The sequence below is a fragment of the Streptomyces sp. SPB162 genome (assembly GCF_029504575.1).
In the GTDB taxonomy this organism is placed as follows: Bacteria; Actinomycetota; Actinomycetes; order Streptomycetales; family Streptomycetaceae; genus Actinacidiphila.
The window spans coordinates 5763612-5785738 of sequence record NZ_JAQFII010000001.1; the positions used below are offsets into that span (position 1 = coordinate 5763612).

Below are 22127 nucleotides of genomic sequence, written 5' to 3' on the forward strand. Positions count from 1 at the left end.
GACAAGTGACCGACACCTCGCGGGCGCGCAAGCTGGCCGACCGTATCCGGGTCGTGGTCGCGGAAACCCTGCAGCGGCGGATCAAGGACCCGCGGCTCGGTTACGTGACGATCACGGACACCCGGGTCACGGGTGACCTCCAGGACGCGACGGTGTTCTACACGGTCTACGGCGACGACGAGGACCGGGCGGCCTCGGCCGCCGCACTGGAGAGCGCCAAGGGCATCCTGCGCTCCGAGGTCGGTCGCCAGCTCGGGGTGCGCTTCACCCCGACGCTGACGTTCGTCGCGGACGCCCTCCCGGAGAACGCGAAGACCATCGACGACCTGCTGGCCAGGGCCCGCGCCGCGGACGAGCAGGTGCGCAAGGCCGCCACCGACGCCTCGTACGCGGGCGACGCGGACCCGTACCGCAAGCCGGTCGAGGACGACGACGACCTCGACCTCGATGACGACGAGGACGAGACGGCGGCGGACGCCGCCGACGCGTCGAAGGCCCCCAAGGACGATGACAAGGGCTCCGCGACCGCATGAAGCGCAAAGGCCAGGGCCCGGACGGCCTAGTGATCGTCGACAAGCCGGCCGGGCTCACCTCGCACGCCGTGGTCGCCCGCATCCGCCGTTTCGCGGGCACCCGGCGCGTCGGGCACGCGGGCACCCTCGACCCGATGGCGACCGGAGTGCTCGTCATCGGGGTTGAGAAGGCCACCCGCCTCCTCGGCCACCTCGCGCTCACGCGCAAGGAGTACGTGGCGACGATCCGGCTCGGCCAGACCACCGTGACGGACGACGCCGAGGGCGAGGTCACGGAGAGCTCCGGCGCGGCCGGCGTGGAGCCGGCGGCCGTCCTTGCCGGGATCGCCGAGCTGACCGGCGACATCATGCAGGTGCCGTCCAAGGTCAGCGCCATCAAGGTCAACGGTGTCCGGTCGTACACCCGCGTCCGGGAGGGCGAGGAGTTCGAGCTGGCCTCTCGTCCGGTGACCATCTCCTCGTTCGTGCTGCACGAACACCGCACCGCGACGGCGGAGGACGGCACGGCCGTCCTGGACCTCGACGTCACCGTCGAGTGCACCTCCGGCACCTACATCCGGGCCCTTGCGCGCGATCTCGGCGCGGGTCTGGGCACCGGCGGCCACCTGACCGCCCTGCGGCGGACCCGGGTCGGCCCGTACGACCTGAGCGGTGCCATCACCGTGGACGAGCTCGAAGCGACGTATCAGGCCGACGGCGCGGAGGCCTTCCAGGTCCTGCCGATCGGCGAGGCCGCGGCCGCCGCGTTCCCCCGCTGGGACGTGGACGCGGACCAGGCCCGGCTGCTCGTCAACGGCGTACGTCTGAAGTCCGACGGCATGGGCCCCGGCGCCCACGCGGCCTTCGATCCGGACGGCCGCTTCCTGGCCCTCGTCGAGGACCGCGAAGGCCAAGCGAAGATCCTCGCCGTCCTCGTCTGACGGACGGCTCGCCACACCCGGTCGTTCCCGTCATCGTGGAGCGGGCGTCCGCGTCCCCGCGCGAACGGCCGCTCCACAATCCCCCTCCTCCCCCTATACGTATCCGCCCAGCACCCTGAATTCACCCCAATGGGCGGGCGCTTGGAGTGAATCGCGGGGGTGTATGGGGGCGCATTGCATGGATGATCAGTAGCGGACGATCACCGTGGGCATACCGTCAAAGGCGGTTGACCAGCGGAGAGGTGCGCGAATGGGGGTGCGGCCCTGCGACGGTGACGACGCGTTGGTGCGCGTGTGCGATCTGGCCGGACGGCCGCGCGGCACGGGCTTCCTCGCGGACCTCGGCGGCACTCTGCTGACGAGTCACGAGGCGGTCGACGGCCTCGCCCGGCTGGTGCTGCACGCCCCCGGCGACCAGGTCTGCCTGGTCGGCGCGGACGCGGTCACACCGCTGCCCGAACTGGGACTCGCGCTCGTCGCGACCGAGGGCATCAACCTCCGGCCGCTGCCGGTCGCCGTCAGCGGACCCGCGCACCCGGAGCGCCGGGTGCGGCTGCGAGCCGTCAGCTGGACGGACGCCGTGGTCGTCGGCACCGCGGCCGTGACCTACACCGCGACCGACCGGTTCCACCTCCTGGACGAGGTCTACGAACTCGCCCTCGACACACCGGAGGTGCTGCGGGTCCACCCGCAGGCGTCCGGCAGCCCCGTGATCGACGCGGAGACCGGCGCGGTGCTGGCCGTCATCGCCACCGCGTTGCACGCCGGACACCGCGCCGGTGGCTTCGCCGTCCCGCTGCGGGCCGCATGGGGGCCGCTGGCGGAGCTGCTCGCCCGCAACGCGGCCACCGTGCCCGCCTACGGACCGCACCTGAACCTCGCGGGCGCACTGCAGTTGACGGCCACCTCGGTCGGTTCCGCGGCCGTACCGCGCGAATGGCGCGAGCCGGTCGCCAGGCCGGAGACGGATGAAGAGCTGCGCGCCTTCCTCGGCGGGGGAGGGGACCGCGGACCGCTCGTCCTGGGCCTGGTCGCCGACCCCGGCTCCGGGCGCACCACCGAACTCGCGGCGCTGGCCGCCCGCCGCGTCCAGGGCGCCGAACCCGCCCCCACGGTGTGGCTGCGCGGCGCTGAACTGCGGCCGGGCGACGGCGGGTTGAAGGACGCGGTGGAGCGCTCGCTGCGCACGGCCGCGCGGATCGTCTCGGCCGCGGCGGGCGACGGGCGGGGCGAGGCGCCCGTCGCCTCCCCGGACGCGGTCGCGGACCTCGCCCGCTCGGCGGGACGCCCCTTGCTCGTCCTGCTCGACGGCCCCGAGGAGATGCCGCCCGCTCTGGCGCACGCGCTGCCCGACTGGACGGCCGGCACGGCGAGTTGGCTGCGGGCCGGCGGCGTCCGGCTCGTCGTGGCGTGCCGCCCCGAGTACTGGGAGCAGGCCGGCGCCCTGTTCCCCGCCGGCATGCTCCACGCGCCCGAGGAGGCGCCGGCCCTACCGCCCGGCGCCCCGGCCCGCGCGCTGCCGTCCTGCGTCCGCCTGGGCGACCTCCCGGAGCGACAGGCCATGCGCGCCAGGGCCCGGTACGGGATCGCGGCCGAAGCCCTGGGCGCGGCCGACGCGGCCCATCCGCTGGCCCTGCGGCTCTTCGCCGAGATCCGAGCGGCCCTCCCCGAGCCCGAAGCGGGGGTCCCGCCCGACGCGGGAACCGCCGTGCCCGACCGGACGGAGATCTTCTCCGCCTACCTGGACCTGGTGTGCCTGCGCATCGCCGTCCGGCTGACAGCGGGCGCCGAGAGCCCCGCCCGGGGGACCGCCGTGCGGCGGCTGGCCGCCCGGGTGGCCGGGCAGGTGCACGAGGCGGCACGGCGCTGTCTGGGGCCGGGACAGGGCGAGCTGGACCGCGAGTCCTTCGAGGACCTCTTCCCCTGGCGCACGGGATGGGCCTCCGCGGTCCTCACCGAGGGCCTCGTCGTCCCGGCGGGAGCCGGATACCGCTTCGCGCACGAGGAGTTCGCCGACTGGCTGCAGGGGCTGCACCTGGACCTGGACGAGGCGCTGTTCGCGCTCGTCCACCGGTGGTTCGCCGCCCCGGCGGGTGCGGCGGAGGCCCCCGTCCGGCTGCCGTCGCGCCCGGGGGCCCGCGCCGGGCACGCCCCGGGGCACACCGTCCCCCCCGCCCCGCCGCTCGGCCCCGCCGCCTCCCCGCACGCGCTCCCGGTGCCACGGCACCGCATCGGCCCCGTCATCCAGTCCCTGCTGCTCGCCGCCCGCCAATCCGGTCCCGCCGTCCTCACCCGGCACCTCGAGACGCTGATCCACGCCCTCGACCAGCAGGCCGCGGAGCCGAGCCGCCTGGCGCCTCCGGCGCGCGGCCCCGCACAGGATCCGGACGGCTCCCCGGCAGGGGCACCCGACGAGCCGAGCCGTCCCGTCGCTCCCGCACCGCCTCCGGCGGAGGAGACGGGTCCGGTTCCTTCGCTGACGGACCGCCTCCTGGACGGTGCTTTCGGCGAGCCCGCGGCGGCCGAGACCGACCTCGACGCCGACACGGTCCCGAACCGGCGTCCCGTCGCGGGGCGCGCGGCGGTGCCGCCGCCGCGGAGTCCGGCCGGGGCGGAGAGCGCGGAGCCCCACCCGCCGAAGCCGCCGGCGATGCCGGCACCCGTACCCGCGGCGGAGGCGGCCCGGCGGGCGGACGCCGTCTGGTGGGCGGCGCATCTGCTGGGGGAGGTCCTGCTGCGGGTGCCGGACAGCAGCCGGTACCAAGGCGTGCTGCGGCTGCTGGCGGAACGGATCACCGTGCGATCGATCGAACGGGGCGGGTTCGGCCCGCAGGGGCTCGGCGGGCTGGCGGAGTTCGGCCCGTGGTTCTGGCGGCGGCTGGCCCTGCCGCTGGACGAGCGGCTCGACCTGCTGCGCCTGCTCCTGCCCGCCGACGGACCACCCCCGAAGAACCCGCAGAACGCGCGCCACCCGCAGTTCCCCCCGGGCCCGCAGGGACCGTCCGCTCCCGTCGAGCGGTTCCTGACGACCGTCGGCGACCTGTTCCGCGACGCGCCGCGGGACGTACTGCCCGTGGTCTGCGGCTGGTTCGGCGACGATCGCCCGCTGCAGTCGGACCCGGCCCTCGAAGGCCCGCGCCCGACCGTGGCCGCCGCCGTCCAGGCCCTGCTGCACACCCACCGGCACCGCGCCGTGGACGATCTCACCGAGGCGCTGGTCGAGGCCGCGCACCCGGGGGCCGACGAGCTGCTGGCGGCCCTCGCGGAGGACGAACCGTCGGCCGTCTGCCGCGCCGTCGACCGCTGGGCGCACGAGGCACGGGCCTCCCGGCACGTCGCCGCCGCCACGTACGGGCTGCGCGCCGCGCCGTACGTACGGTCCGACGCCGACCGGGAGCTGCTGCGCTACGCCGCGCTGGCGATGCTCGCCCGCACCGCGGACTGCACGCTGCACGGAGCGGCCCTGGCACTCCTCGTCCGGGACCCGGCGACCCGCTCACGCCATCTGCCCGCCGCGCTCACCTCTTTCGCCGCGGGCGATCCGCAGCTTCCGGCGGGCGCCCTCGCCGCCGCGCTCGCCTCGCACCCCGAACCGGTGCTCGCCGCGTTCCAGGAGCGCCTGCGGGAGCCGGGCGCCGGCGCCGCCGAGGTGCTGCGCGAACTGGCGGCGGTGAGCACCCCCGCGCTGGCCCGCCGCGCGGCCGGCCTGGTACGGGACCATCTGCGGCACCGGCCGGAGGGCGCCGTCCATGCGGCCGAGTTCCTCGACCTGCGCCTGGAGCAGGGCGGGTCGGCTCGCGCGGTGCTGTTCCCGCTGGTCGTGGAGTTGCTGCGGGAGCACCCACCGGAGGTGCGGCGCGCGCTGGCCCCGGTGCTCGCCGCGCCCGGCAGCCACATCTCCCGGCCGATGCGGCAGGAGCTGCTCGACGTGGCGCTGGAACACGAACGCGACGCCGACGTGCTGGACGCGCTGCTCGCCGCCGCGGCGGACGGCTGCGCCCGCCGTCCGCCGCTGCTCACCCGCGACCTCGTGCACCGCCTCGGCCTGCTCCTCGGACGCACCCCGGAAGGCGCCGCGCACTTCGACCGGCGCCTCGTGCAGCTCGCCGCAGCCTCCCCGTGCTTCGCCCGGCTGGTCCGCGGCTGGCTGGACTCCGACGGCGCCTGGGACGCCGTGATCGGCCCCAGCGCCCGCCGTCGCTGCGAGCAACTCGCCGTACCGTCCACGCCGTAGCCGCCGGTCTGAGCCCCTGCCGCGGGCGCGGCGGCGGGGCCGGTGGCTGAGCCGGGCATGGGGACATGGCAGGCTTGGACCCGTACGGGCATACAGCTATTCGGTACGACGATGAAGCGGAGCGTCAAGGTGCAGCGCTGGCGGGGCTTGGAGGACGTGCCCGGGGACTGGGGACGCAGCGTCGTCACCATCGGCTCCTACGACGGTGTGCACAGGGGGCATCAGCTGATCATCGGGCAGGCCGTCGACCGGGCCCGTGAGCTGGGCGTCCGATCGGTGGTCGTCACGTTCGATCCGCACCCGAGCGAGGTCGTGCGGCCGGGCAGCCACCCGCCGCTGCTGTCCGCGCACCACCGTCGTGCCGAGCTGATGGCGGGGCTGGGCGTCGACGCGCTGCTCATCCTCCCCTTCACGGCGGAGTTCTCGAAGCTGTCGCCCGGCGATTTCGTCCGGACGGTGCTCGTCGACGCGCTGCACGCGAAGCTCGTCGTCGAGGGTCCGAACTTCCGGTTCGGGCACAAGGCCGCCGGTGACGTCGAGTTCCTCTCCGCGATGGGCCTGAAGTACGACTACGAGGTGGACGTCGTCGACCTGTACGTGCGCGGCTCCGCCGGCGGCGGCGAGCCGTTCTCGTCGACGATGACGCGCCGGCTGGTCGCCGAGGGTGACGTGGCGGGCGCCATGGAGATCCTGGGCCGTCCGCACCGCGTCGAGGGCGTCGTCGTCCGGGGCGCGCAGCGCGGCCGCGAGCTGGGCTTCCCGACGGCGAACGTCGAGACACTGCCGCACACCGCGATCCCGGCGGACGGCGTGTACGCCGGCTGGCTGCACGTGGACGGCGAGGCGATGCCCGCCGCCATCTCCGTCGGCACCAACCCGACCTTCGACGGCACGGCGCGCACGGTCGAGGCGTACGCGATCGACCGCGTGGGACTGGACCTGTACGGGCTGCACGTGGCCGTCGACTTCCTCGCGTACCTGCGCGGCATGGTGAAGTTCGACTCGATCGACGCGCTGCTGGTGGGGATGGCCGAGGACGTGAAGCAGTCCCGCGACCTGATCGAGGACGCGACGCCGCCCACCTCCTGATCCGCCGGGGCCTCCCTCAGGAGGGCCGGATCAGCCGCGTCTCGTAGGCGAAGACCACGGCCTGTACGCGGTCGCGCAGCCCGAGCTTGACCAGGATCCGGCTCAGATGGGTCTTCACGGTCGCCTCGGCGAGGTGCAGACCCGCGGCGATCTCCGTGTTGGACAGCCCGCGGCCCACCTCGACGAGCACCTCGCGCTCCCGCGCGGTGAGCCGGGCCAGCCGCTCGTCGCCGTCCGCCGCGCTGTTCCCGGCCGGGAGCCGGTGGGCGAAGTTCTCCAGCAGGCGGCGGGTGATCCGGGGCGCGACGACGGCGTCGCCGGCGGCCACCGATCGGATCGCGGCGAGCAGTTCCTCCGGCAGCGCGTTCTTGAGCAGGAAGCCCGACGCGCCCGCCCGCAGCCCGGCGAAGGCGTATTCGTCCAGGTCGAACGTGGTCAGGATCAGCACCCGGGTCTCCGGGCAGGACCCGACGATCCGGCCGGTGGCCTCGATGCCGTCCATGCCGGGCATCCGGACGTCCATCAGCACCACGTCGGGCCGCAGCGCGAGCGTGCGGCGGACGGCCTCGGCGCCGTCGGCGGCCTCACCGACCGGCTCCATGTCGGGCTGGGCGTCGAGGACCATCGTGAACGCCATCCGCAGCAGGGGTTCGTCGTCGACGAGGAGCACCCGGATCGTCACAGCGCACCGTCCCCGGCCCGGGGCCGATCCCGAAGCGGATCCCGGAGCGCCGGCCCGTCCTGCGGCGCGTTCGCGTCCTGGCGCGGGATCAGGGTGAGCTCGGCCGAGACCCGCCAGCCGCCGTCCGGCAGCGGGCCCGCGTCGAGCTGCCCGCCGTACGCGGCCGCCCGTTCGCGCATCCCGGCGATCCCGTGTCCCGACGGTGGTCCCGGCGCGGTCGTGGCGGGACCGTCGTCGGTGACGTCCACGTGGAGGGACGCGGGGGAGCAGCGCACCCGGACCTCGGCACGAGTGCCGGCCGGGGCGTGCTTGAGGGTGTTCGTCAAGGCTTCCTGTACCAGTCGGTAGACGGTGAGTTGGGCCGCCGCGTTGGCCACGGTCGGGTCTCCGCCGACGCTGAGCCGAGTTGGCAGCCCGGCCGCGCGCACCTGTTCCGCGAGCGGTTCCAACTGGGCGATGCCGGGCATGGGATGGCGCAGCGCGTCGGGTTCGTCGGCGCGCAGCACGCCGAGGAAGCGGCGCATGTCGGTGATGGCCTGGCGACCGGTCGCGGAGACCTGCCGCATCGCGGCGGCCGCCTTCTGCGGGTGCCGCTCCTGCGCGAAGACCGCGCCGTCGGCGAGCGCGACCATCACCGACAGGTTGTGCGTGACGATGTCGTGCATCTCGCGGGCGATCCTGGCCCGTTCACCGGCCACCGCGAGCTGGGCGCGCTGGTCGCGCTCCCGCTCCAGCCGTCCCGCCCGGTCCTCCAGGGCGGCGAGGTACGCGCGCCGGGTGCGCATGTTGACCCCGGTCACGGCCGCGGCGATCACCATCGCCGACAGCGCGACGAACGACTGCGTGGTGCGTCCGTGGGTCGCCCAGGTCGACGCGGCCAGCAGCGTGCCGAGTTCGAGTACGGCGACGGCCAGCAGCGTCCGGCGCCGGGAGGATTGCGCGGCCACCGTGTACAGCGCGATGAGCAGCGCGACGTCGGCGGGCAGCGCGGCGCCGACCAACCACTGGAGGAACGCGACCGCCGCCATGACGCCGAAGACCGCCAGCGGGGCCCGCCGCCGCCACACCAGCGGGATGAGCAGCAGCCACTGGAAGACCACGAGGGACGGCGAGCCGGCCAGATCACGGTGGGCCAGGCCCGCCGTCGCGAACAGCAGCGCCGCGGTGAGCACCGCGTCCACGGCGACCGGCGGCAGTTTCGCCCGCACCAGCAGCCGGGTGCGCCCGAGGAGGGCGCGCCCGGAGCGCATGGACCGCCGGAGCGCGGGCGCGACGGGTGTCACCGCCTCACGCGTCCCGGCGGCTGAGCGCTGCCGCCGCCGCTGTCAGGGCGACGGCCGTGTAGAGGCAGAAGACTGCGAAGCCGGTCCATGGGGCCAAGATATGCGGCTCCGGGTGGGCCACGAGCAGGGCCTGCCCCGCGTTGCCCGGCAGGTACTCGCTGACGGACCAGGTGGACGGCAGCGAGTCGGCGAGCAGCGGCAGCACGATGAGCAGCCCGAAGACGGTGGCGATGCCGCCCGCCGTGCTGCGGACGAGGCCACCGATCGCCACGCTCAGCAGGCCCACCACGGTGAGGTACAGGCCCGCGCCGACCACCATGCGGGCGGCGCCGGGCGAGCCGAGCGACACACCGATGTGCTGGGACGACAGGATCGCCTGGCCCGCCAGGAACGCGATGAGCGACGCCGTCGTCATCGCGAGGAACGTCACCGCCGTGTACACGGCAGCCTTGGCCCACAGCACCGGAAGGCGGCGCGGTACGGCGGCGAGCGTCGCGCGGATCATGCCGGTCGCGTACTCGCCGGAAACCACGAGGACGCCGAGGACCGCGACGGCGAGCTGCGCGAGCAGGAAGCCCCGCACGCTCACTCCGGCCGCGCTGAACCGGAGCTGCTCGCCCCGGTCCATATGGGGCCAGCGGTCGGCGCTGACCGCGCAGAAGAGCACTCCCAGCCCGATCATCGCGACCACGGCGGCGGTCAGCGTGACGAGGGTGGAGCGCAGGGTGCGCAGTTTGATCCACTCGGAGTGCAGGACACGGAGCTGGGTGACGTGGCCGCGGCCGGTGGAGGCGTTCGCGGCGGCCGGCCGGTCGAGGACGGTCATGCCGCGCTTCCTTCGTGGGCGGAGAACTCCGTGGCGGCGGCAGGTGCCTGGTACTCCACGGCGTCCCGGGTGAGTTCCATGAACGCCTGCTCCAGGGAGGCCTGTTGCGGGGTCAGCTCCCCGAGCGCGATGCTGTGGTCGGCGGCGATCCTGCCGATGCGGTCGCTGCTCAGACCGGTCACCTCCAACACCCCCGCCGCCTCCGACGCCACGGTCACCCCGGGGGCCGCCAGCAGTCTCCGCAGCCGGTCCGCGTCGTCGGTCCGCACCCGCACCGAGGTACCCGCCGCGCCGCTGACGAAGTCCCGCACGGAGGTGTCGGCGATCAGCCGGCCGCGGCCGATCACGATCAGGTGCTCGGCGGTGAGCGCCATCTCGGACATCAGGTGCGAGGAGACCAGGACCGTACGGCCTTCGGCGGCCAGGCTCCGCAGCAGGTTGCGGATCCACAGGATGCCCTCCGGGTCCAGGCCGTTCACCGGCTCGTCCAGGACGAGCGTCGCGGGGTCGCCGAGCAGCGCGCTCGCGATGCCGAGGCGCTGCCCCATGCCGAGCGAGAAACCGCCCGCGCGCTTCCTCGCGACCTCGCGCAGGCCCACGATGTCGATCACCTCGTCGACCCGGCCGCGCGGGATGCCCGTCGTGACGGCCAGCGCCAGGAGGTGGTGGTACGCCGAGCGCCCGGTGTGGATCGCCCGGGCCTCCAGCATCGCGCCGACCTCGTGCAGCGGCGCCCGGTGGTCGGCGTACTGCCGACCGTTCACCGTGACCCGGCCGCCCGAGGGGGCGTCCAGGCCCAGGATCATCCGCATCGTGGTGGACTTCCCGGCGCCGTTGGGCCCCAGGAAGCCGGTGACGACGCCCGGCCGCACGGTGAAGCTGAGGTCCTCGACGGCGGTGCGCTCGCCGTAGCGCTTGGTGAGTGTGTGGGCTTCGATCATCGGAAGGTCCTTGTGGGCCGTAGCGATCGGGGTGTGCGGTACCCCTGCACGCTAGGCCGCCGACCAGGGCGGGCACGACGGTCCGCAGGCGGAACTCCCGGCCGCCCGGCTGCATCCCGGGGTGGAACGGAAGTACACCCGGTGATGTACTCCGCGGCCCGTGCCACCACGCGCGGAGGGCCCCGCCGCGGGTGCGGCGGGGCCCTCCGTCTGCTCCTGCTACTGCTCCGGTTACTGCTGCTGCGGCGGAGGCGGCGGCGGGTAGCCGTAGCCCGGCGGTTGCTCGGGCTGGGCCTGCTGCGGCGGCTGCTGCGGCCAGCCCTGCTGGGGCCGCGGCTGGTACGGCTGCGGTGCCTGCGGCTGGTACTGCTGCGGCGGCTGCGGTGCTTGCGGGTACGGCTGGCCGGGGCCCTGGGGCGCGTGGCCGTGGAACCCGGGCTGGGGCGGAGGCTGCTGCTGGTACTGCGGCTGGCCTTGCTGCGGCTGCGGCTGCTGCTGGTACTGCGGCTGGGGCGGCTGCGGTGCCTGCTCCCGGCCGGGGACCGGCGGTGCCAGGTGCGGCGGCGGGTTCCCGTCGGCGGTCCACAGCCCCTGCGCCTGCTGAGCGCGGACGAAGTCCTCGGCGACCATGGCCGAGAGGTTGAAGTACGCCTCCCGGGTCTTCGGACGCATCATGTCGAGGTCGACCTCGGCGCCCGCGGCCAGGTGCTCGTCGAACGGGACGACCATCACCCCGCGGCAGCGCGTCTGGAAGTGGGCGACGATGTCGTCCACCTTGATCATCTTGCCGGTCTCACGGACCCCGGAGATGACCGTGATGCTGCGCTGCACCAGTTCGGCGTAGCCGTGCGCCGACAGCCAGTCCAGCGTGGTGCTCGCGCTGCTCGCGCCGTCCACGGACGGCGTGGACACGATGATCAGCTGATCGGCGAGGTCGAGCACTCCGCGCATCGCGCTGTAGAGCAGACCGGTACCCGAGTCCGTGAGGATGATCGGGTACTGCTTGCCCAGCACATCGAGCACCCGGCGGTAGTCCTCGTCGTTGAACGCGGTCGACACCGCCGGGTCCACGTCGTTGGCGATGATCTCCAGCCCGGAGGACGCCTGCGAGGTGAACCTGCGGATGTCCATGTAGCTGTTGAGGTACGGGATCGCCTGCACCAGGTCGCGGATGGTCGCACCGGTCTCCCGGCGGACCCGGCGGCCGAGCGTGCCGGCGTCCGGGTTGGCGTCGATCGCGAGGATCTTGTCCTGGCGTTCGGTCGCCAGCGTCGAGCCCAGCGCGGTGGTCGTCGTGGTCTTGCCGACACCACCCTTGAGGCTGATCACCGCGATGCGGTAGCAGGACAGCACCGGCGTGCGGATCAGCTCCAACTTCCGCTGCCGCTCCGCCTCCTCCTTCTTGCCGCCGAGCTTGAAGCGCGACGGCGTCGCGTTGGCGCCGGGCCGCTTCGGCTTCGGCTGGTTCTTCAGCAGCCGGTCCGACGACAGTTCGACGGCCGCGGTGTAGCCGAGCGGCGCGCCCTGCACGGAACGCTGCCGCTGGTCCGGCGTGATCGTCGGCCAGCCGCCGGTACGCGGATCGACGGACGAGTCGCCCGCGGGGGCCGGGTGCGGCTGCGGCTGTGCGTACTGCTCCGGCTGGGGCTGCGGTTGAGCCTGCGCTTGCGGCTGCTGTCCCGGCGGCGGGAAGCCGTACCCGCCGTACGGCGGGAGCGGCTGCAATGCCGCACCGGGGCTCGCCTCCGGCGGCAGCGGCGCCGCGGGCGGCGGGAAGCCGTAGCCGGCCTGCGGCATGGGAGCGGGCGCCTGCTGCTGGGCCGGGGCGGCCGGGGGCAGCGCGGGGTTGCCGGACCAGGGCGCACCGGTGGGCGGAGCGCCCCGCTCCTCCGGAGCGGGCTGCGGCAGGGGCGCGTAGGTGCCCGGCTGCGGCTGCTGCGGCTGCTGCGGCTGCTGGGGCTGGCCGGGCTGCGGGGCAGGCGGGTTGGGACTCGGCCACGGCGCTGCCGCCGGCGCGGGAGCGCGGTCCTCGGGCGCCTGCGGCGCCGGCGGGAAGCCGTAGCCGGCCTGCGGCGGCTGTGGCTGCGGTTCGGCGGGCGGGAAGCCGTGCTGCGGCTGCGGCGCGGGGGTGGGAGCCGGCCAGGCTGCGGGCGGCGGCGTCCGATCCGCCGGCGTCGGCGCCACCGGCGGCTGCCCGGCCTGCGGGAACCCGTACCCACCCTGCGGGACGGAGTCCCGCGGTGCGAGGGCGGGTGCCGGTGCGTCCGTGGCGGGGCGCGGGAAGCCGTAGCCCTCCTGGGCAAGGGGCGGCCGCTGGGCGGCGGGCTGGTCTGCGGGGACCGGAGCCGGGGCATCGGCGACGGGCCGGGGGAATCCGTATCCGCCCTGTGCCAGCGGGGGTTGCTGCGCAGGCGGCTGCGGCGCGGGAGTGCGGTCGTCCGGACGGTCCACGGGCGCCGGTGCGGGGGCATCGACGGCGGGTCGCGGGAACCCGTAGCCACTCTGTGCGAGCGGCGCAGGAGCACGGTCCTCCTGGACGGGCGCCGGTGCGTCCGTGGCGGGTCGCGGGAACCCGTAGCCCTGGTGGGCGAGCGGGGGCTGCGGCGCTGCGGGCTGATCTGCCGGTGCCGGCACTGCCGGCCGCGCCGCGGGAGCGCGGTCGTCCTGACGGTCCGCCGGTGCCGGTGCCGGTGCGTCCATGGCGGGGCGCGGGACGCCGTAGCTGTCCTGTGGTGCCTGCTGCGGCGCCGGGGCGGGCGCGGAGCCGTGCTGGGCGTCCGGAGCCGGCGTCGGTGCGTCAGCGGCGGGTCGCGGGAAGCCGGCGCTCTGCTGTAGCGGTGCCGCCGCGCGCGGGGCCGGGAGGTTCGGCGGAGCGGTCGGCCCACCGGTCTCGGGGGGCGGCGGGGGAGTGAACGGGCTGGGCGTGGGAGCGGGCCAGGGCGCGCCCGTCGGCGGGGTGGCGCGGTCGTCCGGGAGCGGCGGCGTCGCGGGCGCGTCCGCCGCCTGGAACTGCGGCGGCAGCGGCGGGACCGCGCTCTGCGGAGGGGCGGGGGACCACGCCGCGACCGGCGCGACCGGCGCCGCCGGCGGGGTCGGCACCCACACGGGACCGGTGGACGGCGGAGGAGCGTCCCGCTCCGGAGCCGGCTCGGCGGGCGTCGAGGCGGCTTCTGGCCCACCCGCGCCGGGCCGCTGGCGCAGCGATCCGGGCGCGATCTTCACCGTCGACTCGCTCCGGACAGCACCAGGCAGCTCGTCGTCGTCCTGCTCGGGCTCCGCCGCGGGCGCGTCCACCGGACGGTCGTCGCCGACGCTCGGCTTCAGCGTCGGGAACGCCGGGACAGCGGGAGAAGCGGGTGCGGGTTCCGCGGCGGCCACCGGAGCGGGCTCCGGGGCAGGAGCGGGCGAGGGTGCCGGGACGAACGGCACCGAGGTCGCGGACCACGACGGCTCGCTCGCGGCGGGGGCCGGCAGCGGCGCCGGAGCGGCGACAGGCGGCACCACGGGCGGCGCGACCGGAGTCACCGAGGGCTCGGGCTCGCGCGCCGGCTCCTCCGCCACGGCGGAAACCGCACCCGAGTCGCCCTCGCCCTCGGCGTCGCCGCCGTCGTCCCCGTCCCCGCTGTCGTCGCCACCGGCGTTCTGCATGTACCAGGCGGGCGGCGTGTAGTCGAAGGTGAACTCACCGGTGTAGTCGGCGTCGCCACGCTCCTCGACAGGGGCGGCCCCGCCCACGCGGTTCTCGTCCCGATCGCTGCTCACAATGCCTCCTGGTATATCTCTGAAACGCATCCGAACGGCAGGGACGGACGATCGGTGGAGCGCTGATGGCCTGCTGAGGACCGGAACCGGTCGACGAACGCGTGACGGTCTCCGCGACGGGCGCGGCCGGGAGACCCGGCGTGCTGCATCGTCGATCCCTCCCCCGCGTGCCGCAGTAGCCTTACTTGCCCCACTCGGGCGGTCCGCCCTCTTCTGCTCCTGCCGCTCTAAGGGACACCCTAATCATCGGCGGTAGTTCCACGGCAGGCCCGCCCCTCCGACAGGCGCCCCCGGGCGCCCCTCGTGCCGGACCCGCGCCGCCCCCCGGCGGCCCCAGGAGCCGCGCGGCGAGACGGTGCCCCCGCGGCTGGTATCCTGGCCGACGGATGTGTGTGTAAGAACCGCGTCCTCGCCTCCAGAGTTATCGAAGATCGCCTGTGATTCCAGTCCAGGGGCACTCGGAGGCAAACCAACACCTGAGGAGTTCGTATGCCGCTCGACGCCGCGACGAAGAAGCAGATCATCGCCGAGTTCGGTGCCAAGGAGGGCGACACGGGCTCCCCCGAGGTGCAGGTCGCGATGCTCTCGCGCCGTATCTCGGACCTCACCGAGCACCTCAAGCTCCACAAGCACGACCACCACTCGCGTCGTGGCCTGCTGCTGCTCGTCGGCCAGCGCCGCCGCCTGCTGCAGTACCTGGCCAAGAAGGACATCACGCGCTTCCGTGCCCTGGTCGAGCGCCTCGGCATCCGCCGCGGTGCGGCCGGCGCCAAGTAACACGTTGTATCGGGGGAGCGGTTCCCACCCGGGAGCCGCTCCCTTTGCGTACTCGACCGGCGATTCTTTGTAGTCTGGTGTGAGCACGCTGTAACACACGAGGAGGAGCGTCCTCCTAATGAGCCACGAACGCCGGTCCTCGGTAGTGGCCTCCGGGCAGCAGGACTCCCCGAAGGCTTCGATCGAAGACCGGCCCCTGGCGGGACGCTCCCCTCACCGAAGGTCCCCGGGACACGCCCTGGGACACGAATGAGGAGAATTCCCATAGTGGAGAACGAGACCCACTACGCCGAGGCCGTTATCGACAACGGTTCCTTCGGCACCCGCACCATCCGCTTCGAGACGGGCCGTCTGGCCCGTCAGGCCGCCGGCTCCGCCGTGGCCTACCTGGACGACGACACCATGGTGCTGTCGGCCACCAGTGCTTCGAAGCACCCCAAGGAGAACCTCGACTTCTTCCCCCTCACGGTGGACGTCGAGGAGCGCATGTACGCGGCCGGCCGGATCCCCGGTTCGTTCTTCCGCCGCGAAGGGCGCCCCTCCGAGGACGCGATCCTCACCTGTCGCCTGATCGACCGCCCGCTGCGCCCGTCCTTCGCCAAGGGCCTGCGCAACGAGATCCAGGTCGTCTGCACGATCATGGCGCTCAACCCCGATGACCTGTACGACGTGGTCGCGATCAACGCCGCCTCCGCCTCGACGCAGCTCGCCGGTCTCCCCTTCTCCGGCCCGATCGGCGGCGTCCGCGTCGCGCTGATCAAGGGCCAGTGGGTGGCGTTCCCGCGCCACAGCCAGCTCGAGGACGCCGTCTTCGACATGGTCGTGGCCGGCCGCGCCCTGGAGGACGGCGACGTCGCGATCATGATGGTGGAGGCCGAGGCCACCGCCCGTACGATCGCGCTCGTCGAGGGTGGCGCCGAGGCGCCGACCGAGGAGATCGTGGCCGCCGGCCTCGAGGCCTCGAAGCCCTTCATCAAGGCCCTGTGCAAGGCGCAGTCCGAGCTGGCGGCCAAGGCCGCGAAGCCGACCGCCGAGTTCCCGCGCTACCTCGACTACCAGGACGACGTCTTCGCCGCCCTGTCCGAGGCCGTCACCGGTGAGCTCGCCCAGGCCCTGACGATCCCCGGCAAGCAGGCCCGCGAGGCCGAGCTGGACCGCGTCAAGGCCATCGCCGCCGAGAAGCTTCTCCCGAAGTTCGAAGGCCGCGAGAAGGAGATCTCCGCCGCGTACCGCTCGCTGACCAAGAAGCTGGTCCGCGAGCGCGTCATCAAGGACAAGGTCCGCATCGACGGCCGTGGCGTGACGGACATCCGTACGCTGGCCGCCGAGGTCGAGGCCATCCCGCGCGTCCACGGCTCCGCCCTGTTCGAGCGCGGCGAGACCCAGATCCTGGGTGTCACCACGCTGAACATGCTCCGCATGGAGCAGCAGATGGACACGCTGGCGCCCGAGACGCGCAAGCGCTACATGCACAACTACAACTTCCCGCCGTACTCCGTCGGTGAGACGGGCCGCGTCGGTTCGCCGAAGCGCCGCGAGATCGGTCACGGCGCGCTGGCCGAGCGGGCGATCCTGCCCGTGCTGCCGTCCCGCGAGGACTTCCCGTACGCGATCCGCCAGGTCTCCGAGGCGCTGAGCTCCAACGGCTCGACGTCCATGGGCTCGGTCTGCGCCTCGACCATGTCGCTGCTGAACGCCGGTGTGCCGCTCAAGGCCCCCGTCGCCGGTATCGCCATGGGTCTGATCTCCGAGGAGATCGACGGCAAGACGCACTACGTCGCCCTCACCGACATCCTCGGTGCCGAGGACGCGTTCGGCGACATGGACTTCAAGGTCGCCGGCACGAAGACCTTCGTCACCGCGCTGCAGCTCGACACCAAGCTCGACGGCATCCCCGCCTCGGTCCTGGCCGCCGCGCTGAAGCAGGCCCGCGACGCCCGCCTCCACATCCTCGATGTGATGAACGAGGCGATCGACGTTCCGGACGAGATGTCCCCGAACGCACCGCGGATCATCAGCATCAAGATCCCGGTGGACAAGATCGGTGAGGTCATCGGCCCCAAGGGCAAGATGATCAACCAGATCCAGGAGGACACGGGCGCCGACATCTCCATCGAAGATGACGGTACGGTCCTCATCGGCGCGACCGAAGGCTCTCAGGCCGAGGCCGCGCGCGCGGTGATCAACCAGATCGCCAACCCGACGATGCCCGAGGTCGGCGAGCGCTACCTCGGCACCGTCGTGAAGACCACCACCTTCGGTGCCTTCGTCTCGCTCATGCCGGGCAAGGACGGTCTGCTGCACATCTCGCAGATCCGCAAGCTCGCCGGCGGCAAGCGCGTCGAGAACGTCGAGGACGTCCTCGCCGTGGGCTCCAAGGTCCAGGTCGAGATCGCCGAGATCGACGCTCGCGGCAAGCTCTCGCTGATCCCCGTCATCGAGGGTGAAGAAGCGGGCGACCCCGAGGACGAGTCCGGCTCGTGACCTCTCGCACCACTGTCGTGACGGCCCGCCCCTCCACCAAGGGGCGGGCCGTCCGCACACAGACCCTGATTCCCGGCACCGACGGCATCGGCACCGTCCGCAGGACCGTGCTCCCCGGGGGCCTGCGCGTCGTCACCGAGACCCTGCCGACGGTCCGCTCCGCGACCTTCGGCATCTGGGTCAACGTCGGCTCCCGCGACGAGACCCCGGCGTTGAACGGCGCCACCCACTACCTGGAGCACCTGCTCTTCAAGGGCACGAAGCGGCGCAGCGCGCTCGACATCTCCTCGGTGATCGACGCGGTCGGCGGCGAGATGAACGCGTTCACCGCCAAGGAGTACACGTGCTACTACGCACGCGTCCTCGACAACGACCTGCCGCTCGCCATCGACGTCGTGTGCGACATGCTCACCGGCTCGCTGATCCGCCAGGAGGACATCGACGCCGAGCGCGGCGTCGTCCTCGAGGAGATCGCGATGACCGAGGACGATCCGGGCGACCAGGTCCACGACCTGTTCACCACGGCGATGCTCGGCGACTCCCCGCTGGGCCGCCCGGTCCTCGGTACCGTCGAGACCATCAACGCCCTCACCCGCGACCAGGTCGCCCGCTTCTACAAGCGGCACTACGACCCGACGCACCTCGTCGTCGCCGCGGGCCGGGAACGTCGACCACGCGACGGTCGTCCGCCAGGTCCGCAAGGCGTTCGAGAACGCCGGCGCCCTGCGCGACACCGACGCCGTTCCGGTGGACCCGCGCTCCGGCGCCCGCACGCTGCGCACCGCCGGCCGCGTCGAGCTGCTGGACCGCAGGACCGAGCAGGCGCACGTGGTGCTCGGCATGCCCGGCCTGGCCCGTACCGACGAGCGCCGCTGGGCGCTCGGCGTGCTCAACACGGCGCTGGGCGGCGGTATGAGCTCGCGGCTGTTCCAGGAGGTCCGCGAGAAGCGCGGCTTGGCGTACTCGGTGTACTCGTACACCTCGTCGTTCGCGGACTGCGGCCTGTTCGGCGTCTACGCGGGCTGCCAGCCGCGCCGGGTCCCCGAGGTGCTCAAGATCTGCCGGGACGAGCTGAACAACGTCTCCGAGCACGGTCTGACCGACGAGGAGCTGCAGCGCGCCATCGGCCAGTTGTCCGGCTCGACGGTGCTGGGCCTGGAGGACACCGGTGCGCTGATGAACCGTCTCGGCAAGAGCGAGCTGTGCTGGGGCGAGCAGATGTCGGTGGACACGATGCTGGAGCGCATCGCCGCCGTCACCCCGGACGATGTGCGCGCGGTCGCCCGCGATGTACTGGGGCAGCGTCCCTCGCTGGCCGTCATCGGCCCGCTGAAGGATAAGCAGGTCGCGCGCCTGCACGAATCGGTCGCGTAGCCCCCACGCGACGGGTCGCACCCGCGCCGCGGTCGCAGCACGCGACCGCGGCGCACGAACCGGAGGAACGGATCAGCATGAGCAAGCTCCGTGTGGCCGTCATCGGCGCAACGGGCCGGATCGGCGCCGAGGCCGTACGGGCCGTCGAGGCGGCCGACGACCTGGACCTGGTCGCCGCGCTCGGCCGGAACGACCCGCTGACGGCGCTGACCGACGCCGGCGCGCAGGTCGCCGTCGAGCTGACGCACCCGGACGCCGTGATGGCGAACCTGGAGTTCTGCGTCCGCAACGGCATCCACGGCGTCGTGGGGACCACCGGCTGGACCGAGGAGCGGCTGACGTCGCTCAAGGGCTGGCTGGCGGACTCCCCGGCCACCGGAGTGCTCATCGCCCCGAACTTCTCCATCGGCGCCGTTCTGACGATGCGCTTCGCGCAGCAGGCGGCCCGCTACTTCGAGACCGTCGAGGTCATCGAGCTCCACCACAACCGGAAGGCGGACGCCCCCAGCGGCACCGCCACCCGGACCGCCCAGCTGATCGCGGCCGCCCGCGACACCGCGGGGATGCCCCGCCAGCAGGACCCGACCAGCCACGGCCTGGACGGCGCGCGCGGCGCGGACGTCGACGGGGTGCCGGTGCACTCGGTGCGGCTGCGCGGCCTGCTCGCCCACCAGGAGGTCCTGTTCGGCGACACGGGCGAGACCCTCACCATCCGGCACGACTCGCTGCACCACAGCAGCTTCATGCCGGGCATCCTGCTCGCGGCCCGGAAGGTCACCGGGACCCCGGGGCTGACCTTCGGCCTCGAACACTTCTTGGACCTGGACTGATCGCCGTGCGCGCCAAAGTGACCTACTTCGTTCTGGCCGGTGCCCTGGTCTGCTACTTCGTCCTGGTCGGCAGCCGCGGTGTGCTGCTCCTCCAGGAGGGCACGTGGATCACCGTGCCCTTCGGCATCGCCGTCCTGGTGCTGCCGTTCATCGGAGCCTGGTTCCTGTGGCAGACCACCCAGTTCGCCCGGCACGCGAACCGGCTCTCGCGGGAACTGGACGCCGAGGGCGGCCTCCCGGTGGACGAGCTCGTCCGCACCCCCAGCGGCCGTATCGACCGCGACTCGGCCGACGCGGTCTTCGCGCGGCGCCAGGCCGAGACGGAGGCCTCGCCCGACGACTGGCGCAGCTGGTTCCGGCTCGCCATCGCGTACTTCGACGCCCGCGACACCCCGCGGGCCCGCAAGGCCATGCAGCGCGCCATCGCGCTGCGCGACGGCAAGCCGGTCCGCACGAGCTGAAACGGTTCCAGCTGAAACGGTTCGCCGCGATGCCTGGCAGGCGGGTCAGCGGAGTTCGGTGGCCCAGCCCTCTATGGCGTCGGCCGCCATGTCGAAGGCCTCGGTGCGCCCGAGGAAGTCGGCGTTGTGGTCGGTCATCAGCGGCCGCAGCTCCTGTCCGTCCCGGCGGGTGACGACGAGCGCCTGCCCCTGGACGGTCCGCGGCAGCCCCAGCACCTTCACCGGCTGCTGCACGGTGCGCACACCGCCGACGCCGTCCCACGGCACCGTGATCGTGTAGAGGAGCCCCGCCTGTCGCAGCCCGCGCCCGCTGACCCAGAAGCCCATGCGCAGCAGGCGCAGCGCGCAGAGGATCACCAGGACGCCCCCGGCCAGGCAGAGCCCGGCGCCGGGCAGCGCGCCGGTGGCCGCGATGATCATCGCGGCGAACAGCACGTACGAGGAGAGCACCAGCAGCAGCGCGGCCGTCGCGACCCGCCACGGGCCGGGACGGTACGGACGCATCCACCGGTCCTGCAGGGTGTGCGGCAGCGCGGCGGACGCCTCGCGCTGGTCGTGGACGCTGTCGGAGGCGAGGAAGGGCAGGGGCACGCGCGTGGTCCTTTACCGGCAGAGGTGGGGCTCTGACCGGTGAGGTTATCCGCCGACCGACGTGGTGACCAGCTCAGGGCGTCCTGGCAGCCTCTTCGTGTTGCGAGCCGACCGAACCCTGCTGGTGCGGATCGAGCGCCGGGGCGCCGAGCAGGGCGGCGGCGACCAGTCCGGCGAGCACCAGCACGGTCCCCAGCGCGCGTCCCGCGATCCGGAGGCGGCTCGGGCGCGTTCTGGGCGGCGGAGCGACGTTGCTCCGGAAGTCCTCCGCCTCGGCTATGAAGGCGAACGGGACGGGCTCTCCCCGGCGGAACATGCGACCCACTCCACTGTCCGAATCTTTGTCCGAATTAATGCAAGTCTCCCAATCTAGCAATGCTTGTCCGCCATTCAGCGGGCGGGGGTGGGGTTTGTGGTGGTGATCAGGGCTGTCGGTGTCAGCGTCTAGGCTGGGCGCGCCCCTTGAGACGACAGATAGGACCCACGGTGAGCGACACCTCCACCGAGACCGCCGTCCAGTTCCGCGGTGAGGTAACCGTCGACCTGGTCAAGCACAGTGCCGCGGACTCGGACGTGCTGTGGGCGGCGCGCGTGTCCACCGCGGGGGAGCAGTCCCTGGAAGAGCTGACCAAGGACCCCGAGCGCTCCAAGGGCCTGATCAACTACCTGATGCGCGACCGGCACGGCAGCCCGTTCGAGCACAATTCGATGACGTTCTTCATCAGTGCCCCGATCTTCGTTTTCCGCGAGTTCATGCGGCACCGGGTCGGCTGGTCCTACAACGAGGAGTCCGGCCGCTACCGCGAGCTGCAGCCGGTGTTCTACGTTCCCGCGCAGGAGCGCAAGCTCGTCCAGCAGGGCCGTCCCGGAAAGTACGAGTTCGTGGACGGCACGGACGCACAGCACCGGGCGACGACCGAGGCCATGGAGGCCTCGTACCGCCAGGCCTACGACGCGTACCAGGAGATGCTGGCCGCCGGCATCGCCCGTGAGGTGGCCCGTGCGGTCCTCCCGGTGGGTCTGTTCTCGTCGATGTACGCGACTTGCAACTCGCGCTCTCTCATGCACTTCCTCGGACTCCGTACCCAGCACGAGCTGGCGGCCGTTCCGTCCTTCCCGCAGCGCGAGATCGAGATGGTCGGCGAGAAGATGGAAGCCGAGTGGGCGAAGCTCATGCCGCTGACCCACGCGGCCTTCAACGGCAACGGGCGCATCGCTCCGTAGCGGTCGTCACAGCTAATTGTCCGAAGTGTCCCGATTGCAGGCATTCGCGAAGTTCATCTAGGCTGCGGAAACGGACTCCGGCAGTGCTTGAACCCCCGAGCAGGCACTGCCGGAGT

Annotated in this window: 16 protein-coding genes and 1 pseudogene; 10 read left to right on the plus strand and 7 right to left on the minus strand. The window is 73.1% G+C overall.

Annotated elements, in window-relative coordinates:
* Positions 1 to 5: 5 nt before the first annotated feature.
* The 4 genes from rbfA to M2266_RS26170 all read left to right on the plus strand — a co-directional run bounded on the left by rbfA (position 6) and on the right by M2266_RS26170 (position 6776).
* A complete protein-coding gene (gene rbfA / locus M2266_RS26155) occupies positions 6 to 533 on the plus strand; it encodes a 30S ribosome-binding factor RbfA (protein WP_277440386.1) in 528 nt (175 codons plus the stop codon).
* Complete coding sequence (truB, locus tag M2266_RS26160; RefSeq protein WP_277440387.1) at positions 530 to 1453, plus strand: tRNA pseudouridine(55) synthase TruB; 924 nt, start codon at positions 530 to 532, stop codon at positions 1451 to 1453. The genes rbfA and truB overlap by 4 nt, the downstream gene beginning before the upstream one ends.
* 250 nt (positions 1454 to 1703) lie before the next feature.
* Positions 1704 to 5687 (plus strand): serine protease, encoded by a 3984-nt coding sequence (locus tag M2266_RS26165; protein ID WP_277440388.1) that lies wholly within the window; start codon positions 1704 to 1706, stop codon positions 5685 to 5687.
* Between the two features lie 129 nt (positions 5688 to 5816).
* Positions 5817 to 6776 (plus strand): bifunctional riboflavin kinase/FAD synthetase, encoded by a 960-nt coding sequence (locus M2266_RS26170; protein WP_277441358.1) that lies wholly within the window; start codon positions 5817 to 5819, stop codon positions 6774 to 6776.
* 16 nt (positions 6777 to 6792) lie between these two features.
* Here the strand turns inward: M2266_RS26170 and M2266_RS26175 are convergent, their stop codons facing one another.
* The 5 genes from M2266_RS26175 to M2266_RS26195 all read right to left on the minus strand — a co-directional run bounded on the left by M2266_RS26175 (position 6793) and on the right by M2266_RS26195 (position 14270).
* Positions 6793 to 7458 (minus strand): response regulator transcription factor, encoded by a 666-nt coding sequence (locus tag M2266_RS26175; protein ID WP_277440389.1) that lies wholly within the window; start codon positions 7456 to 7458, stop codon positions 6793 to 6795.
* A complete protein-coding gene (locus M2266_RS26180) occupies positions 7455 to 8708 on the minus strand; it encodes a sensor histidine kinase (protein WP_277440390.1) in 1254 nt (417 codons plus the stop codon). The genes M2266_RS26175 and M2266_RS26180 overlap by 4 nt, the downstream gene beginning before the upstream one ends.
* 37 nt (positions 8709 to 8745) lie before the next feature.
* Entirely contained in the window at positions 8746 to 9567 is an 822-nt protein-coding gene (locus M2266_RS26185; protein WP_277440391.1) for an ABC transporter permease, read from the minus strand.
* Positions 9564 to 10508, minus strand: coding sequence for an ABC transporter ATP-binding protein (locus M2266_RS26190; protein ID WP_277440392.1), 945 nt, complete (start codon positions 10506 to 10508; stop codon positions 9564 to 9566). The genes M2266_RS26185 and M2266_RS26190 overlap by 4 nt, the downstream gene beginning before the upstream one ends.
* 231 nt (positions 10509 to 10739) lie before the next feature.
* Positions 10740 to 14270, minus strand: a complete 3531-nt coding sequence (locus M2266_RS26195; protein ID WP_277440393.1) for an SCO5717 family growth-regulating ATPase — start codon at positions 14268 to 14270, stop codon at positions 10740 to 10742.
* Positions 14271 to 14759: 489 nt separating this feature from the next.
* On the opposite strand from M2266_RS26195, the gene rpsO reads away from it, so the two are divergent.
* The 5 genes and pseudogenes from rpsO (at position 14760) to M2266_RS26220 (ending at position 20196) form a co-directional block, all read left to right on the plus strand.
* Complete coding sequence (gene rpsO / locus M2266_RS26200; protein ID WP_138357422.1) at positions 14760 to 15047, plus strand: 30S ribosomal protein S15; 288 nt, start codon at positions 14760 to 14762, stop codon at positions 15045 to 15047.
* Between the two features lie 267 nt (positions 15048 to 15314).
* Entirely contained in the window at positions 15315 to 17531 is a 2217-nt protein-coding gene (locus tag M2266_RS26205) for a polyribonucleotide nucleotidyltransferase (RefSeq protein WP_138357423.1), read from the plus strand.
* Positions 17528 to 18905, plus strand: a pseudogene (locus M2266_RS26210) (pitrilysin family protein). Before M2266_RS26205 ends, M2266_RS26210 begins: the two are co-directional and overlap by 4 nt.
* Before the next feature lie 77 nt (positions 18906 to 18982).
* Positions 18983 to 19735, plus strand: a complete 753-nt coding sequence (gene dapB / locus M2266_RS26215; RefSeq protein WP_277440394.1) for a 4-hydroxy-tetrahydrodipicolinate reductase — start codon at positions 18983 to 18985, stop codon at positions 19733 to 19735.
* 5 nt (positions 19736 to 19740) lie between these two features.
* Complete coding sequence (locus M2266_RS26220) at positions 19741 to 20196, plus strand: tetratricopeptide repeat protein (RefSeq protein WP_277440395.1); 456 nt, start codon at positions 19741 to 19743, stop codon at positions 20194 to 20196.
* Positions 20197 to 20241: 45 nt separating this feature from the next.
* On the opposite strand, the gene M2266_RS26225 is transcribed toward M2266_RS26220, so the two are convergent.
* Together M2266_RS26225 and M2266_RS26230 are read right to left on the minus strand one after the other, a co-directional pair.
* Entirely contained in the window at positions 20242 to 20787 is a 546-nt protein-coding gene (locus M2266_RS26225) for a hypothetical protein (RefSeq protein WP_277440396.1), read from the minus strand.
* Between the two features lie 73 nt (positions 20788 to 20860).
* On the minus strand, positions 20861 to 21103 hold the full coding sequence (locus M2266_RS26230; RefSeq protein WP_277440397.1) for a hypothetical protein: 243 nt from the start codon (positions 21101 to 21103) through the stop codon (positions 20861 to 20863).
* Positions 21104 to 21273: 170 nt separating this feature from the next.
* On the opposite strand from M2266_RS26230, the gene thyX reads away from it, so the two are divergent.
* On the plus strand, positions 21274 to 22011 hold the full coding sequence (thyX, locus tag M2266_RS26235) for an FAD-dependent thymidylate synthase (protein WP_277440398.1): 738 nt from the start codon (positions 21274 to 21276) through the stop codon (positions 22009 to 22011).
* The last annotated feature ends 116 nt before the right edge of the window (positions 22012 to 22127 follow it).

Excerpts from the sequence above, each read along its gene's own strand:
- truB (WP_277440387.1), top strand. The coding sequence starts at position 530 with ATGAAGCGCAAAGGCCAGGGCCCGGACGGCCTAGTGATCGTCGACAAG.
- M2266_RS26165 (WP_277440388.1), top strand. The coding sequence starts at position 1,704 with ATGGGGGTGCGGCCCTGCGACGGTGACGACGCGTTGGTGCGCGTGTGC.
- M2266_RS26180 (WP_277440390.1), bottom strand. The coding sequence starts at position 8,708 with ATGCGCTCCGGGCGCGCCCTCCTCGGGCGCACCCGGCTGCTGGTGCGG.
- M2266_RS26185 (WP_277440391.1), bottom strand. The coding sequence starts at position 9,567 with ATGACCGTCCTCGACCGGCCGGCCGCCGCGAACGCCTCCACCGGCCGC.
- M2266_RS26190 (WP_277440392.1), bottom strand. The coding sequence starts at position 10,508 with ATGATCGAAGCCCACACACTCACCAAGCGCTACGGCGAGCGCACCGCC.
- rpsO (WP_138357422.1), top strand. The coding sequence starts at position 14,760 with ATGCCGCTCGACGCCGCGACGAAGAAGCAGATCATCGCCGAGTTCGGT.
- dapB (WP_277440394.1), top strand. The coding sequence starts at position 18,983 with ATGAGCAAGCTCCGTGTGGCCGTCATCGGCGCAACGGGCCGGATCGGC.
- M2266_RS26230 (WP_277440397.1), bottom strand. The coding sequence starts at position 21,103 with ATGTTCCGCCGGGGAGAGCCCGTCCCGTTCGCCTTCATAGCCGAGGCG.